This window comes from Erwinia artemisiae (assembly GCF_051400835.1).
Lineage (GTDB): Bacteria > Pseudomonadota > Gammaproteobacteria > Enterobacterales > Enterobacteriaceae > Erwinia > Erwinia aeris.
This window is the reverse complement of the sequence record NZ_JBLFFM010000003.1, coordinates 583,377-597,483: the sequence shown is the minus strand read 5'-3', so window position 1 is coordinate 597,483 and position 14,107 is coordinate 583,377. Positions and strand designations below refer to the sequence as shown.

The following is a 14,107-nucleotide window of genomic DNA, read 5'->3' as shown; positions in this document are numbered from 1 at the left end:
TAAGCGCAGCGATGCGTTGAGCTAACCGGTACTAATGACCCGTGAGGCTTAACCTTACAACGCCAGAAGCGTTCTGGCGGGCGTTATGAGAGACGCAGACAATTTTCAGCCTGTTCACGGATAAACCCGCGCGGCCTCAGGGCGGCGGGGGAAACAGAATTTGCCTGGCGGCTTTAGCGCGGTGGTCCCACCTGACCCCATGCCGAACTCAGAAGTGAAACGCCGTAGCGCCGATGGTAGTGTGGGGCCTCCCCATGCGAGAGTAGGGAACTGCCAGGCATCAAATTGCGATAACCCCGACCTCACGGTCGGGGTTTTTTGCGTTTGTGGGCCGGGAAACTCTCTGCGTGACCGCTCCCTGCGTCCGTGCTGCACGCTGTGGAATGCACCCGTTTCCGTACCCGTAAAACGCGCGTCCGCCTTCTCTTTCGGCCCCGCTACGGCTCCCGGACCTTTTGCCGGACGTTGATAATGCGGCCGTGGCCGCCGACCTTATTTTAAAACGGTCAGAAAAGCGGCCGCCGCCGGCCCTCTGCGGCGCGATCCCGTCCCCACGTCTATTCAGCCCCGGCTCAGCGCCAAACTGAACAGTAAAAAGCCCCGGTAAAATACCAGGGCTTCGGTCTTCGCATCAGATTTGCACGGCTAAGCCGGTCGTTGTCAGTATCGGTTTTAATGAATAACCTGCGAAAGAAAAGCCCGGGTTCGCTCCGATTTTGGTGCGGAGAAGAACTCCTGCGGCGGTGCCTGCTCAACGATTTCCCCACGATCCATAAAGATCACCCGATCCGCCACGGTGCGGGCAAAGCCCATCTCATGCGTCACGCAGAGCATGGTCATGCCGTCTTCCGCCAGACCAATCATGGTATCCAGCACTTCTTTTACCATTTCGGGATCCAGCGCGGAAGTCGGCTCATCAAACAACATGATTTTGGGCTTCATGCAAAGCGAACGGGCAATAGCCACACGCTGCTGCTGACCACCAGAAAGCTGGCCGGGAAACTTGTGCGCATGTTCCGCAATGCGTACGCGCTCCAGATAATGCATCGCCAGTGCTTCAGCCTCTTTCTTTGGCGTTTTGCGTACCCAAATCGGTGCCAGCGTGCAGTTTTGCAGCACGCTCAGGTGCGGAAAAAGGTTAAAGTGTTGAAACACCATGCCGACTTCCGTTCGCACACGCTCAATATTGCGTAAATCATCGTTCAGGTGGATGCCATCCACAACAATACGACCCTGCTGATGCTCTTCCAGATGATTGATACAGCGGATAGTGGTGGATTTTCCGGAGCCGGAAGGGCCGCAAAGAACGATGCGTTCGCGTGCTTTTACCTGCAAATTAATGTCTTTCAGCACATGAAACTGCCCATACCATTTGTTAACTTTTTCCAGCGTAATCATCATCGCTTCATCCGATTGAATCAAAGAATTAGTCATTGTAAGCCTCAGTGCGGCGTGCGCCCGGTGTGAAAACGCCTTTCCAGATACTGGCTGTAGCGCGACATGCTAAAACAGAAAATCCAGTAAACCAGCGCGGCAAAAACGTACCCTTCGGTGGACATACCAAGCCAGGCGGGATCGACCGTAGCCTGCTGGACGCTGCTGAAGAGATCGAAAAGCCCGATGATAATCACCAGGCTGGTATCTTTAAAAAGCGCGATAATCGTATTGACGAGGCCGGGGATGACCATTTTTAGCGCCTGGGGCAGGATAACCAGCCCCTGCGTTTTCCAGTAGCCCAGCGCCAGCGACTCGGCGGCTTCATACTGTCCTTTCGGCAGCGCCTGTAAACCGCCGCGTACCACTTCTGCTACATAAGCCGACTGGAAAAGGATCACGCCTACCAACGCCCGGATTAGTTTATCGATGCTGCTGCCTTCCGCCATAAACAGCGGCAGCATTACCGAGGACATAAACAGCACCGTGATCAGGGGAACACCTCGCCAGAACTCGATAAAGATAATCGACAGAGAGCGCACTACTGGCATCGTGGAGCGGCGTCCCAGCGCAAGCAGGATACCGAGCGGCAGTGCGCCAGCGATACCCACGGAGGCGATAATCAGCGTCAGCGTGAGTCCGCCCCACTGGCGCGTTTCAACGCGTTCAAGCCCAAAGAAGCCGCCATAAAGCAGAACCCATACCACCACAGGATAAACAATTGCCCATACGGCGATATAACTTCCCCGGCGCGGGAGTGACTTAATAAACATCGGGATGATGCTGAGCAGGCCGATAACCAGGGCCAGATTAATGCGCCAGCGCAGCTCATGAGGATAAAGACCATACATAAACTGGCCAAAGCGGGCATGGATAAACACCCAGCAGGCGCCATCTTTGGTACAGTCCGCGCGGGTAGTGCCGATCCAGTTAGCCTGAAAAATCAGCCAGTTCAGCGCTGGCGGTATCACACTCCAGATCACCCACAGGCAGAACAGCGTCAGCAGCGAATTGCCCCAGCTTGAGAACAGATTTTTTCTGGCCCATTTCACGGCTCGCGTAAAAGAACTTACCGGCACAGGCTGCGTATCATGCGTGGCTAAAGTCATAGTTATTCCGTTCTCTTAACGCTCAATCAGCCGTATTTTGCGGTTATAGATATTCATCAACAGCGAAATCAACAGGCTGATAATCAGGTAAACGCCCATAGTGATCGCGATGGTTTCAATGGCCTGTCCCGTCTGGTTCAGCACCGTGCCGGCAAACAGCGACACCATATCGGGATAGCCGATTGCCGCCGCCAGCGAGGAGTTCTTAACAATGTTCAGATACTGGCTGGTCAACGGCGGGATAATGACGCGCATCGCCTGAGGAATAATAACCTGACGTAGCGTGACCGGATTCGGCAGACCAAGCGAGCGAGCTGCTTCACTTTGCCCGTGCGGTACGGACTGGATCCCGGCACGGATCACCTCAGCAATAAAAGAAGAGGTATAGATAGACAGCGCCAGCGTCAGCGCCGCCAGCTCCGGGATCAGCACAAAACCGCCGCGGAAATTGAAGCCGCGCAGCAGCGGTACATCCCAGTGCATCGGCACGCCAAAAGCCAGATGAGCGAGCAAAGGGAAAACAATGAACATGGCCAGGATGGCAGGCCAGCTACGTCTCAGCTGGCCCGTTTTCAACTGATAGCTACGGTTATAACGGAACAGCGCAACGCTGCATGCCGCAGCAAGCAGCAGGGAGAGAAGAAAAGGCCATGTGCCAGGGGCGTATGCCGGCCAGGGAATGTAAAGGCCGCGATTACTGATGAAGGCCAGATCGAAGGCGTTCATCGCCTGGCGTGGGCCCGGCAGATTGCGCAGCACGGCAAAGTACCAGAAGAAGATTTGCAGCAGCGGCGGAATATTGCGGAAGATTTCGATATAGATGGTTGAAAGCTTGCGCAGCAGCCAGTTATCCGACAGGCGGGCAAGGCCAATGAAAAAGCCCAGCAAAGAGGCGAATACAATACAGAGCGCGGAGACCAGCAGCGTATTGGTCAGGCCGACCAAAAAGACGCGGGCATAGGTATCGGCTTCGCTGTAATCGATAAGATGCTGAACGATGCCGAAGCCCGCACTGCGCTCCAGGAAGCCAAAGCCGGAGGTGATGCCGCGGTTGGCCAGGTTAATCACCGTATTGTGGATAAGATAGCCAGCTACGGCCAGCACCAGCACCACGGCGATAATCTGGTACAGCCAGGCGCGCACCGCAGGATTGCTAAAGGAGATATCCCTTTTTACGGACGGGCGTTGAGACATGTTGAAACCTCAGTCACGAAAATTCTGACGAAGGCGCCGATTGGCGCCCTGTTGCAGCGGGAATTAACGTACCGGTGGCGCGTACTGAATGCCGCCTTTGTTCCACAGCGCATTCTGACCACGTGCGATTTTCAGCTGGCTGTCTTTACCGACGTTACGATCGAATACTTCCTGATAGTTGCCTACCTGTTTAATGATATTGAAAGCCCATTTGTTATTCAGCTTGAGATCCTTGCCGAAATCGCCTTCTGAACCCAGCAGGTGCGCCATATCCGGCGTGGAAGGCTTAGCGGCCATCTGGTCAACGTTCGTTGAGGTGATGCCCATCTCTTCCGCGTTCAGCATCGCAAACAGCGACCACTTAACGATGGTGTACCAGTCATCATCGCCACGGCGAACCACCGGCCCTAAAGGCTCTTTTGAGATCACTTCCGGCAGCACGATAAATTCGTCCGGCTTGCCTAACTTGATGCGCAGGGCATACAGCTGCGACTGGTCAGAGGCCAGCGTATCGCAGCGGCCGGTATCCAGTGCTTTTGCCGATTCGTCAGAGCGATCGAAGGTCACAGGCGTGTACTGCATTTTGTTGGCTTTGAAATAGTCGGCGACGTTCAGTTCGGTATCCGTTCCCGCCTGGATACAAACCGTGGCGCCATCCAGCTCTTTCGCGCTTTTAAGGCCCGCTTTCTGGTGAGTCAAAAAACCAATACCGTCATAGTAATTTACGCCGGCAAAAATAAAGCCCATACCGCCATCGCGCGAGGAGGTCCAGGTAGTATTGCGGGAAAGGATATCGACTTCGCCGGATTGCAGAGCGGTAAAGCGCTCTTTAGCCGTTAACGGGGTGTATTTTACTTTTGTCGCATCGCCAAACACGGCCGCCGCTGCGGCACGGCAAACATCCACATCGATACCGCTAAATTTACCGCTGGCATCCGCAAACGAGAAGCCAGGCAGGCCGTCACTGATCCCGCACTGCACAAACCCTTTCTTTTTAATCGCATCCAGCGTAGCACCGGCATGGGCCTGATTAGCGACTGCAAACAGCGCTGCAGCGGCCACCAAAGTGGAGAGCATCATTTTTTTCATAAAGCATCCTGTGTGGCGTAAGCGTTTTGTTATGTTTTAGTGCACGCTGCGGTGCACTTTTCCTGTCTGTGGCAAGAGCCATCCACGACACTGCAAAGGCAATGCCAGATTTGCAGCATCCTGAATTTCATGGAAAGGTTTGTTAATAATCGGAAGCGTATAGAAAGTTTGCCTAATATTGCGCACCAAACAGAGGCAAAAGCCGCGCGGCTGGTCACAAATGGTGCGAAATGTTTCTTAAAATTTACGCGGTGTGAGCAAAAGCGCGATTATTGTTGCGCCAAGCAGCAAGCAGCAAGCAGCAAGGAGCAAGGAGCAAGGAGCAAGGAGCAAGGAGCAAGGAGCAAGGAACAAGGAACAAGGAACAAGGAGTAAGGAGCAAGCAGCAAGCAGCAAAGAGCAAAGAGCAAAGAGCAAAGAGCAAAGAGCAAAGAGCAAAGAGCAAGCAGGAAGGACAAGCCAGAAGCAGGAAGCGGCAAGTTGGTAGCTGCAGGGGAAGGCAGAAACGCAGAAGCAGAAGCAGAAGCATAAGCAAAAGCGGAAGACAGAAGTTGAGGGCAGAAGAAGGCAGAAGGCAGAAGGCAGAAGCAGGCAGAAGAGAGGCAGAAGGCAGAAGGCAGAAGAGAGGCAGAAGGCAGAAGACGCAAGCAAAAGAGAGGCAAAAAAAACCAGCCGCTGCGGGCTGGTTCATAAACGTTAAGACGCCTCAGTAAAGTGGCTGTGCGCCATCAGGACGCGTTTTAAAGCGGCGGTGCAGCCACATATACTGCTCGGGCGCACGCATGATCTCCGTCTCAATCACCTTATTCATATAGGCAGCAGCCTGCTGCTCATCGGCAATGGGGTAATCTTTCAGTTCAGGTTGGATCACCAGTTCATAACCGCTGCCGTCGTCATTACGGATCAGCACAACGGTGATCATGGCTGGCTTAGCCATGCGGGCCAGCATCCAGGTGCCGCTGGTGGTAGCCGCCTGCGGTACGGCAAACAGCGGCGCGAACACGCTGCCCTTCGGGCCGTAGTCCTGATCGGGCGCAAACCAAACGGCTTCACCCTGTTTCAACGCCTGCACCATGCCACGCAGATCGCGGCGGTTAATCATCGCCTTATTGGAACGCATCCGTCCTTTGGTCTGTACCCATTCCATCAGCTTGTTGTTATGCGGGCGATACATCGCCATCATCGGCTGACACAGGCCCATGGCCCTGCCGCCCAGCTCCAGCGACATAAAATGCACGCCGATAATCAGCGCGCCGCGGCCTTCTTGTTGTGCCGCCTGTAAATTGTGCAGGCCGTTAACGGTAAACCAGCGCTTCACCCGGCGATCGGACCAGAACCAGGCCATACCGGTTTCCAGCAGGCCCATTCCCAGCGATTCAAAATTGCGTACGATACGCTGCTCGATTTGCGCTTCCGGCATATCCGGGAAGCAGAGCTCAAGGTTACGACGGGTAATGCGGATACGGCGCTTTAAAAACCGCATTGAAGTACGGCCCATCCAGGTTCCCAGCTTTTGCAGAAGCGGAAACGGCAGCTGAACCAGTAAAAACAGCAGTCCCAGACCAGCCCAGGTGATCCAGTAACGAGGGTGCATCAGGCTGCGGGTAAAGCGGGGGGATACCTTCATATATCTCTCTTTATGCGTGCATGGAAGATGTAGCGCATAAAGACGTTAATCCGTAGCGGTACAGGGTATAGGACAACGAGATTGGCAGGAAGTTGAGGTAAATGTCTGTTATTTACACAATCAAGACAATTTTGTCTGAACGGCGGCCATTAAAAAAGGCGCTAACAGTACGTAGCGCCTCCGTCACAATGAACCGAAACTTAGTTCATGCCGTATTTTTTCAGTTTCTTACGCAGCGTACCGCGGTTGATACCCATCATCAGGGCTGCACGGGTCTGGTTGCCACGGGTATATTGCATCACCATGTCCAACAGTGGCTGTTCCACTTCAGCCAAAACCAGCTCATACAGGTCATTAACATCCTGACCATTCAGTTGAGCAAAATAGTTCTTCAGTGCCTGTTTGACCGAGTCACGCAGAGGCTTTTGAGTCACCTGATCCTGGGAGTTAACGGTTGAAACGGTCAGTACGTCAGAATTTACGCGTTGTTCGAACATAGTTCTGTCAGCTCTTTATTTCTATTATGCAAGTTTTTCGAAGTATGCCTCCAACGCCTCCAGCTGTTCGCTGGCATCCTCAATGGCGTTGAATGTGCGCCGAAACTGGTCGTTTGGGGCGTGCTCCTGGAGATACCAGGAGACGTGCTTCCGGGCAATACGGTATCCTTTGCGGTGACCATAAAAGTCGTGCAGTTCCCGTAGGTGCCCAATGAGCAAGCGCTTTACTTCAGCCAGTGGCATTGGTGCCAGCAGCTCCCCAGTGTCCAGATAATGCTGGATTTCCCGGAAGATCCACGGTCTTCCCTGAGCCGCGCGTCCTATCATCAGGGCATCTGCCCCCGTATAGTCAAGCACGGCTCTGGCTTTATGCGGGTCAGTAATGTCTCCGTTCGCGATAACGGGGATAGAGACACTCTGCTTAACTGTCCGAATGCTGTCATATTCAGCTTCGCCGTTGAACAAACACGCGCGTGTGCGTCCGTGAATGGTCAGGGCCTGAATGCCACAACGTTCAGCCAATTGGGCAATCTCAACACAATTGCGGTTGTCCACGTCCCAGCCGGTGCGAATCTTTAGCGTAACGGGCACATCCACCGCATTGACCACCGCTGAAAGGATAGACCTTACCAGCTCTGGATGCTGCAGCAGGGCAGAGCCCGCCATTTTCCGATTCACCTTTTTAGCCGGACAGCCCATGTTGATATCGATAACCTGCGCGCCCGATAAAGCGTTAATGCGCGCGGCTTCAGCCATCTCATCAGGATCACAACCGGCAATCTGCACGGTACGAATACCGGGCTCATCACTGTGTACCATACGCAGTCGGGATTTGTCGCTGGCCCAGACTTCCGGGTTTGACGACAGCATCTCCGATACGGTCATACCAGCGCCCATTGCGTAACAAAGCGTCCGGAAAGGCCTGTCGGTAATTCCGGCCATTGGTGCTGCAATCAGGCGATTGCGAAGCTGGTGGTTTCCTATGCGCATGAAAAAAAAGTGACCATAGTGTGTTCGCAAGGCGGCGTATATTACGCATTTTTTTAAGAAGATGAAAGGCCAAACTTTGAACAATTCCCCCTTCAAACCGGCATTGTCGGCCTGCGGAGACGGTGAGACGAATAAATATCCTTATTTAACAATAGATTGAATTTTAACGATTAAATGATGAACAAATATTTTTCTTTTTTTGTGAGGCAGTTAACACTATAAATTGCGGCGCTTCAGGCTCTAAGCGCGACAAGCGCCGCCATACGCCTGCAAAAAAAGGCGAAATAGCGTACTGCTATTCGGCAATTATTCGACCGTGCAGAGGCTGCAAGGGGCGATTATTAGCATGTTTAAGCGCGTGCTCAAAAACCGCCAGCTGGGCCGGAGAGAGCGTAACGGGCTGCTTCAGAATCAGCCAGCGCACGCCTTCCGTGCAGGGCGGCGTAGTCAGCGAACCGCTAAAGCGGTAGTAGTGTTTCCCGGCGGGAAAAAGCGTGGCGAGATCCATGCTTTGCTTCATGGTTTCAACCTGGTTTTGCTGTGCGGGCAGGGACGCGAGCAGAGGCTTAAGCGCGCTGTTTTCAGCGCCGGTTTCAAACATAACGGCCAGCACGGCCAGCTCGCCTTGCTTGTTGGCATGAACAAAATGCGCTTCAAGCGGAAAGCTTTTGCCGAAAAGGTGATTTTCGCTGGGCGCGTGAAAATGGAACTGTTTAAGCACGAATGCGTCATTATCAAGCTGAAAATCGTCGCTGTCCTTCACCGTAACCTGGATAGTGTGGCCATTGTTAACAATGGTTTTGGTATCGGTATGAAAGTTTATGCCCAGCGGCGGCAGCTTGCCGTCAATAACCCGGGTAATATCGACGGGGGACTGATACTGGCCGGTTTTACAGGTTTGAAACTCATCACCCAGCTCGGCCCAGTGTTCAGGCGAGCCCTGGCCTTCATAAGACCAGTGAATAGCCGGTTCAGCCATGACGGGCAAAGCGGCAAGGCAGGAGAACAGCAGAGCATATCTTCTCATCTTCATTATCCCTTGAAGTAGCCGGCACAGGCCGGCGCGATTAAATAACCCTGCTGATAATAAGCCTATGGTAGAGGAAATCTATCTGAATCCGTCCCTGGAAACCGATAGTTTAGCGACGCACGCCGGTAATGCGGCACCACTCTTCTTTTTCCGCCACCGGATCGAGCACGAACTTATCCGCATAGGCTTCGCACACGCCGTCCGCCTGGCTCGCCAGCACGCCGGAAAGACCCAGATGACCGCCGGAAACCGGCAGCACGCTGATAAGCGGCGCCAGCTCACGCAGCGGGCCGGCAAGGATATTAGCGACCACGACATCTGCGCTGAGGTTCTCTGGCTGCTCGTGAGGCAGGTAAAGCGACAGACGTTCCGACACGCCGTTGCGCTCGGCATTGTCACGGCTGGCCTGGATCGCCTGCGGATCGATGTCGATACCAATAGCCTGTGCCGCACCCAGCTTCAGCGCCGCGATAGCGAGAATGCCGGAGCCGCAGCCAAAATCGATCACGGTTTTACCGGCCAGATCCAGGCCGTCCAGCCAGCTCAGGCACATCGCCGTCGTGGGATGGGTGCCGGTGCCAAACGCCAGGCCGGGATCCAGCATCACGTTGACCGCATTCGGATCCGGCACGTCGCGCCAGCTTGGGCAAATCCACAGGCGCTGACCAAAACGCATCGGATGGAAGTTTTCCATCCATTCCCGCTCCCAGTCCTTGTCTTCGATCTGCTCAATTTTGTGGTGGAAGCCGGCGCCCAGCAGCGGATGCTGTTCCAGACTGGCAATCACGTCCTGCATGTCGGTTTCGGCATCAAACAGGCCGATCGCATCGGTATCGCCCCACAGGCGCGTTTCGCCAGGCAACGGTTCAAACACCGGATTGTCGTGGGTATCCTGAAACGTGACCGAGACAGCCCCGTTCTCGATCAGCGCGTCGCCCAGCTCTTCAGCCTGGTCGCCGGTGGTGTTGATTTTCATTTGTATCCAGGGCATTGCGATTCTCTTTAGTCAAACAAATAAAGGCTAAGGCCGGACAGGGCGGCCAAAACGGTTGCCGATTACGAAGGCAATCAGGCTCAGCAGTAGCGAAGGCACAATCGGGTGAAACCCCCACGGCTGCAGTGAAAAGCTGGCCAGCAGGGTATAGCAGCCCGCGCCGCCGATCATGCTGCTGAGTGCGCCGGCAGCATTGGCTTTCTCCCAGTATAACCCCAGCACCAGCGGCCACAGAAATACCGCTTCCAGACCGCCGAAAGCCAGCAGGTTAAGCCAGATCAGCATATCGGGCGGATTCCAGGCCGCCACCAGCAGCAGCAGGCCCAGCACCAGCGTGACCGTCGCGGAGATCTTTCTGAGCAGCGGCTCGTTATCCAACTGCTGCGGGCGCACGCGCAAAAAGAGATCCTTGACGATCGTGGCGGAAGACTGCAACAGCTGCGCGTTGATCGTCGACATAATGGCGGCCATCGGCGCGGCCAGGAAGATCCCGGCGGCCAGCGGCGGCAAAACGTGGATCATCAACGTCGGGATCACCAGATCCGGCACGGTCAGGCCCGGCATCACGGCGCGACCCAGCGCGCCAGCCAGATGCATGCCGAACATCAGTACGGTCACGACTACGGTGCCCAGTAAGATGCCGCGATGCACGGCCTTGCTGTCTTTATACGAGATACAACGTACGGCGGTATGCGGCAGGCCGATCACGCCAAAACAGACCAGCACCGAGAAAGAGGCCAGAAAGGTCGGGCTGAGGATATTATCCACGCCGCCTGGCGAAATCAGCTGCGGATCGATCTGCTGCAGCTTCTGTACCGCGCTGTGCATCCCGCCTGCGCTATGGATCACCGCAAACAGTAGGATAAAGGTGCCAAGCAGCATAACCACGCCCTGTAAGGCATCGTTCAGCACGCTGGCGCGGAAGCCGCCGAAAGCGGTATAGAGCGCAATAGCGCCGCCGAAAATCAGCAGGCCGCTGCTGTAAGGAATGCCCGCTGCGGTTTCCAGCAGCCGCGCGCCGCCGATAAACTGCACGGTCATCGCGCCAATAAAGGCGATCAGCAGGCTGAGGCTGGCAAACCAGACCAGCAGCGGGCTGCGATAGCGGGCGTAGAGCATATCGTTAAGCGTCAGCGCGTTATAGCGCCGGGCCAGAATAGCGAACTTCTTGCCTAAAACGCCCAGCGACAGCCAGACGGCGGGCACCTGCACCATCGACAGTAGCACCCAGCCCAGCCCATATTTATAGGCGGCGCCAGGCCCGCCGATAAAGGAACTCGCGCTGATATAGGTGGTAGTCAGCGTCATCGCCAGCACAAACCCGCCCATCGAGCGGCTGCCGAGAAAATATTCGGTAAGAAAGTTGCCTTCGCGCCGTTTACGCATCGCGTAGACGGAAAGCGCCGCCACCAGCAGCAGATAGGCGATAAGGGGCAGAACGATCCCGGCCTTCACGGCGTATCCTCCAGCGAAATATCACGAAAGATCCGTTTGATCATCAGCCAGCAGAAAAAGATAAACAGCAGCGGCACCAACAGACAGGCCATTTCGAACCAGTGGGGCAGGCCGGTGATGCCCGGCTGATTGCCGCCAAAAGCGGCCGTCAGCGACCAGGCGGCCACATAGGCGACCGCCAGCCAGAACGACCAGCGCGCCTCGCGATGCGCCTGCACAAAGCGTTTTTCCATTTTTCCTCCCGTAACAGGCAAAGAAAAAGGCCGGTCAGACCGGCCTTCCTTTATTACCTCTGGCGGATCAGGTTTCCTGAATGCCGAGTTTTTTCTCCAGATAGTGGATGTTGGTGCCACCGATCTGGAAGTTTTCGTCGCTCATGATCTTCATCTGCAGCTCGACGTTAGTCTTGATGCCGTCGATGATCAGTTCCGCCAGTGCGTTCTTCATACGGGCAATAGCCACGTCACGCGTCTCACCGTAGGTGATCAGCTTGCCGATCATGGAGTCATAGTACGGCGGTACGGTATAGCCCGCGTAAATATGAGACTCCCAACGCACGCCGAAGCCGCCAGGGGCATGGAAGCGCGTGATTTTACCCGGGCTTGGCAGGAAGGTGTTCGGATCTTCCGCGTTGATACGGCACTCGACCGCATGGCCGCGAACCACTACGTCTTCCTGTTTGATCGACAGCGGCTGACCGGCAGCGATACGCAGCTGCTCTTTGATCAGATCGACGCCGGTGATCATCTCGGTAACCGGATGCTCAACCTGGATACGGGTGTTCATCTCAATGAAGTAGAACTCGCCGTTCTCGAACAGGAACTCAAAGGTGCCCGCGCCACGGTAGCCGATATCGATACAGGCTTTCGCACAGCGATCGCCGATAAAGCGGCGCTGTTCTTCCGTGATGCCCGGCGCTGGCGCCTCTTCCACCACTTTCTGGTGGCGACGCTGCATGGAGCAGTCGCGCTCGGCCAGATAGATGGCGTGGCCCTGGCCGTCAGCCAGTACCTGAATTTCGATATGGCGCGGGTTCTCGAGGAATTTCTCCATGTAAACCATGTCGTTGTTGAAAGCCGCTTTGGCTTCCGCCTTCGTCATGTTGATGGATTGCTCAAGATCCTTGTCGTGGCGCACAACGCGCATCCCACGACCGCCGCCGCCGCCGGAAGCCTTAACGATAACCGGATAACCGATACGTTGAGCGATGGCGCGGTTTTTTTCCATATCGTCGCCCAGCGAGCCGTCAGAACCTGGTACGGTTGGCACGCCGGTTTTTTTCATCGCGGTGATGGCGGAAACTTTATCGCCCATCAGACGGATGGTGTCGGCTTTAGGGCCGATAAAGATAAAGCCGGAGCGCTCCACCTGTTCGGCAAAATCGGCGTTCTCAGAGAGGAAGCCGTAGCCTGGGTGGATAGCCACCGCGCCGGTGATCTCTGCGGCAGAGATCAGCGCCGGGATGTTCAGATAGCTTTTAACAGATGGCGCAGGCCCGATACAAACGGTCTCATCGGCCAGCAGCACGTGTTTCAGATCGCGGTCGGCGCTTGAATGCACGGCCACGGTCTTGATGCCCAGTTCTTTACAGGCGCGCAGAATACGCAGCGCGATTTCACCACGGTTAGCAATTACAATTTTTTCCAGCATGGTTCGCCTCGTTATTCGATGACTACCAGCGGCTCGTCAAATTCTACTGGCTGACCGCTTTCGACCAGGATCGCTTTTACCACGCCGGACTTATCGGCTTCGATCTGGTTCATCATTTTCATCGCTTCAACGATGCACAGGGTGTCGCCAGCGTTAACTTTCTGGCCGACTTCGACAAAGGCTTTCGCGTCCGGGCTTGGCGTGCGGTAGAAAGTACCGACCATTGGTGAACGTACGATGTGGCCACTGATCTCGGCAGCGGCAGGCGCTTCCATCGCTGGCGTGGTGGCTGGTGCCACGGCGGTTGCCAGCGCTGGCTGCGGCTGCATTGGGGCAGCCCAGGCCTGCTGCATCATTGGGTAGCCTGAATTGGCCGGGGAACGACTGATGCGAACGGACTCTTCACCTTCAGAAATTTCCAGTTCAGCAATGCCTGATTCTTCAACCAGTTCGATCAGTTTTTTAATCTTACGAATATCCATTAGTGTGGTTCCGTACTCTGTTTAATTAGATTGTGACAGGCGTTTAACCGCCGTCTGTAAAGCCCAGGAATAACCGTCGACGCCAAGTCCACAAATTACGCCAGCAGCAATATCAGAAAGATAAGAATGATGGCGGAAAGGCTCGCGGGCATGCACATTGGACAGGTGCACTTCAATAAACGGGATGCTGACTGCAAGCAGGGCATCACGAAGCGCCACGCTGGTATGCGTATAGGCCGCCGGGTTAATGACGATATAATCGACATTGCCTCTCGCCTCATGAATGCGGTCAATTAACGCGTGTTCCGCGTTAGACTGCAGATGACTCAGCTTCACATTGAGCGCGTCAGCCTGCGCAGTTAGCCCGCTGACGAGATCGGGAAGGGTCGTGCTGCCGTACTTCTCCGGCTCGCGAGTGCCAAGGAGGTTCAGGTTGGGACCATTCAAAAGCAGTATGTGAAACTTTTCAGCCATCTTGCTGCTATCTCCTGCGATAATTGAGGCATCGCACAAAATACAATGCGAAAAGCCATTTGTCACCTTTCACGGTGAAATT

The 14,107-nt window shown here is 55.0% G+C and carries 14 protein-coding genes and 1 rRNA gene; 1 reads left to right on the top strand and 14 read right to left on the bottom strand.

The window, feature by feature from the left end:
- The first annotated feature begins 163 nt into the window (after positions 1–163).
- A 5S ribosomal RNA gene (rrf, locus tag ACMGEE_RS10580) occupies positions 164–279 on the top strand.
- A gap of 393 nt (positions 280–672) precedes the next feature.
- On the opposite strand, the gene ACMGEE_RS10575 is transcribed toward rrf, so the two are convergent.
- The 14 genes from ACMGEE_RS10575 to aroQ form a co-directional block, all read right to left on the bottom strand.
- Entirely contained in the window at positions 673–1,434 is a 762-nt protein-coding gene (locus ACMGEE_RS10575) for an amino acid ABC transporter ATP-binding protein (protein WP_301250750.1), read from the bottom strand.
- An 8-nt stretch (positions 1,435–1,442) separates the two neighbouring features.
- On the bottom strand, positions 1,443–2,543 hold the full coding sequence (locus ACMGEE_RS10570) for an amino acid ABC transporter permease (RefSeq protein ID WP_253457773.1): 1,101 nt from the start codon (positions 2,541–2,543) through the stop codon (positions 1,443–1,445).
- A 15-nt stretch (positions 2,544–2,558) separates the two neighbouring features.
- Positions 2,559–3,737: an amino acid ABC transporter permease gene (locus tag ACMGEE_RS10565; RefSeq protein ID WP_253457775.1), complete on the bottom strand. Its 1,179-nt coding sequence runs from the start codon at positions 3,735–3,737 to the stop codon at positions 2,559–2,561.
- Between the two features lie 63 nt (positions 3,738–3,800).
- The gene (locus ACMGEE_RS10560; RefSeq protein ID WP_125287040.1) at positions 3,801–4,826 is read right to left on the bottom strand and encodes an amino acid ABC transporter substrate-binding protein; all 1,026 of its coding nucleotides are present in this window, start codon (positions 4,824–4,826) and stop codon (positions 3,801–3,803) included.
- Positions 4,827–5,532: 706 nt separating this feature from the next.
- Positions 5,533–6,453 carry a kdo(2)-lipid IV(A) palmitoleoyltransferase gene (gene lpxP / locus ACMGEE_RS10555; RefSeq protein WP_253457781.1) on the bottom strand — a complete coding sequence of 307 codons (921 nt, stop codon included), beginning with the start codon at positions 6,451–6,453 and terminating at the stop codon, positions 5,533–5,535.
- Positions 6,454–6,653: 200 nt separating this feature from the next.
- Positions 6,654–6,950, bottom strand: a complete 297-nt coding sequence (gene fis, locus ACMGEE_RS10550; RefSeq protein WP_000462905.1) for a DNA-binding transcriptional regulator Fis — start codon at positions 6,948–6,950, stop codon at positions 6,654–6,656.
- 24 nt (positions 6,951–6,974) lie between these two features.
- Positions 6,975–7,940, bottom strand: coding sequence for a tRNA dihydrouridine synthase DusB (gene dusB / locus ACMGEE_RS10545; RefSeq protein WP_125287483.1), 966 nt, complete (start codon positions 7,938–7,940; stop codon positions 6,975–6,977).
- A 295-nt stretch (positions 7,941–8,235) separates the two neighbouring features.
- Positions 8,236–8,967, bottom strand: coding sequence for a carbonic anhydrase (locus ACMGEE_RS10540; protein WP_367317853.1), 732 nt, complete (start codon positions 8,965–8,967; stop codon positions 8,236–8,238).
- 112 nt (positions 8,968–9,079) lie between these two features.
- A complete protein-coding gene (prmA, locus tag ACMGEE_RS10535) occupies positions 9,080–9,961 on the bottom strand; it encodes a 50S ribosomal protein L11 methyltransferase (RefSeq protein ID WP_301250744.1) in 882 nt (293 codons plus the stop codon).
- Positions 9,962–9,991: 30 nt separating this feature from the next.
- Positions 9,992–11,419: a sodium/pantothenate symporter gene (panF, locus tag ACMGEE_RS10530; RefSeq protein ID WP_301250742.1), complete on the bottom strand. Its 1,428-nt coding sequence runs from the start codon at positions 11,417–11,419 to the stop codon at positions 9,992–9,994.
- Positions 11,416–11,652 carry a YhdT family protein gene (locus ACMGEE_RS10525; protein WP_125287046.1) on the bottom strand — a complete coding sequence of 79 codons (237 nt, stop codon included), beginning with the start codon at positions 11,650–11,652 and terminating at the stop codon, positions 11,416–11,418. The genes panF and ACMGEE_RS10525 overlap by 4 nt, the downstream gene beginning before the upstream one ends.
- Before the next feature lie 67 nt (positions 11,653–11,719).
- A complete protein-coding gene (gene accC, locus ACMGEE_RS10520; RefSeq protein ID WP_253457793.1) occupies positions 11,720–13,069 on the bottom strand; it encodes an acetyl-CoA carboxylase biotin carboxylase subunit in 1,350 nt (449 codons plus the stop codon).
- Between the two features lie 11 nt (positions 13,070–13,080).
- Positions 13,081–13,551: an acetyl-CoA carboxylase biotin carboxyl carrier protein gene (gene accB / locus ACMGEE_RS10515; protein WP_125287048.1), complete on the bottom strand. Its 471-nt coding sequence runs from the start codon at positions 13,549–13,551 to the stop codon at positions 13,081–13,083.
- Between the two features lie 21 nt (positions 13,552–13,572).
- Entirely contained in the window at positions 13,573–14,025 is a 453-nt protein-coding gene (gene aroQ / locus ACMGEE_RS10510; protein ID WP_199746318.1) for a type II 3-dehydroquinate dehydratase, read from the bottom strand.
- Between the last annotated feature and the right edge of the window lie 82 nt (positions 14,026–14,107).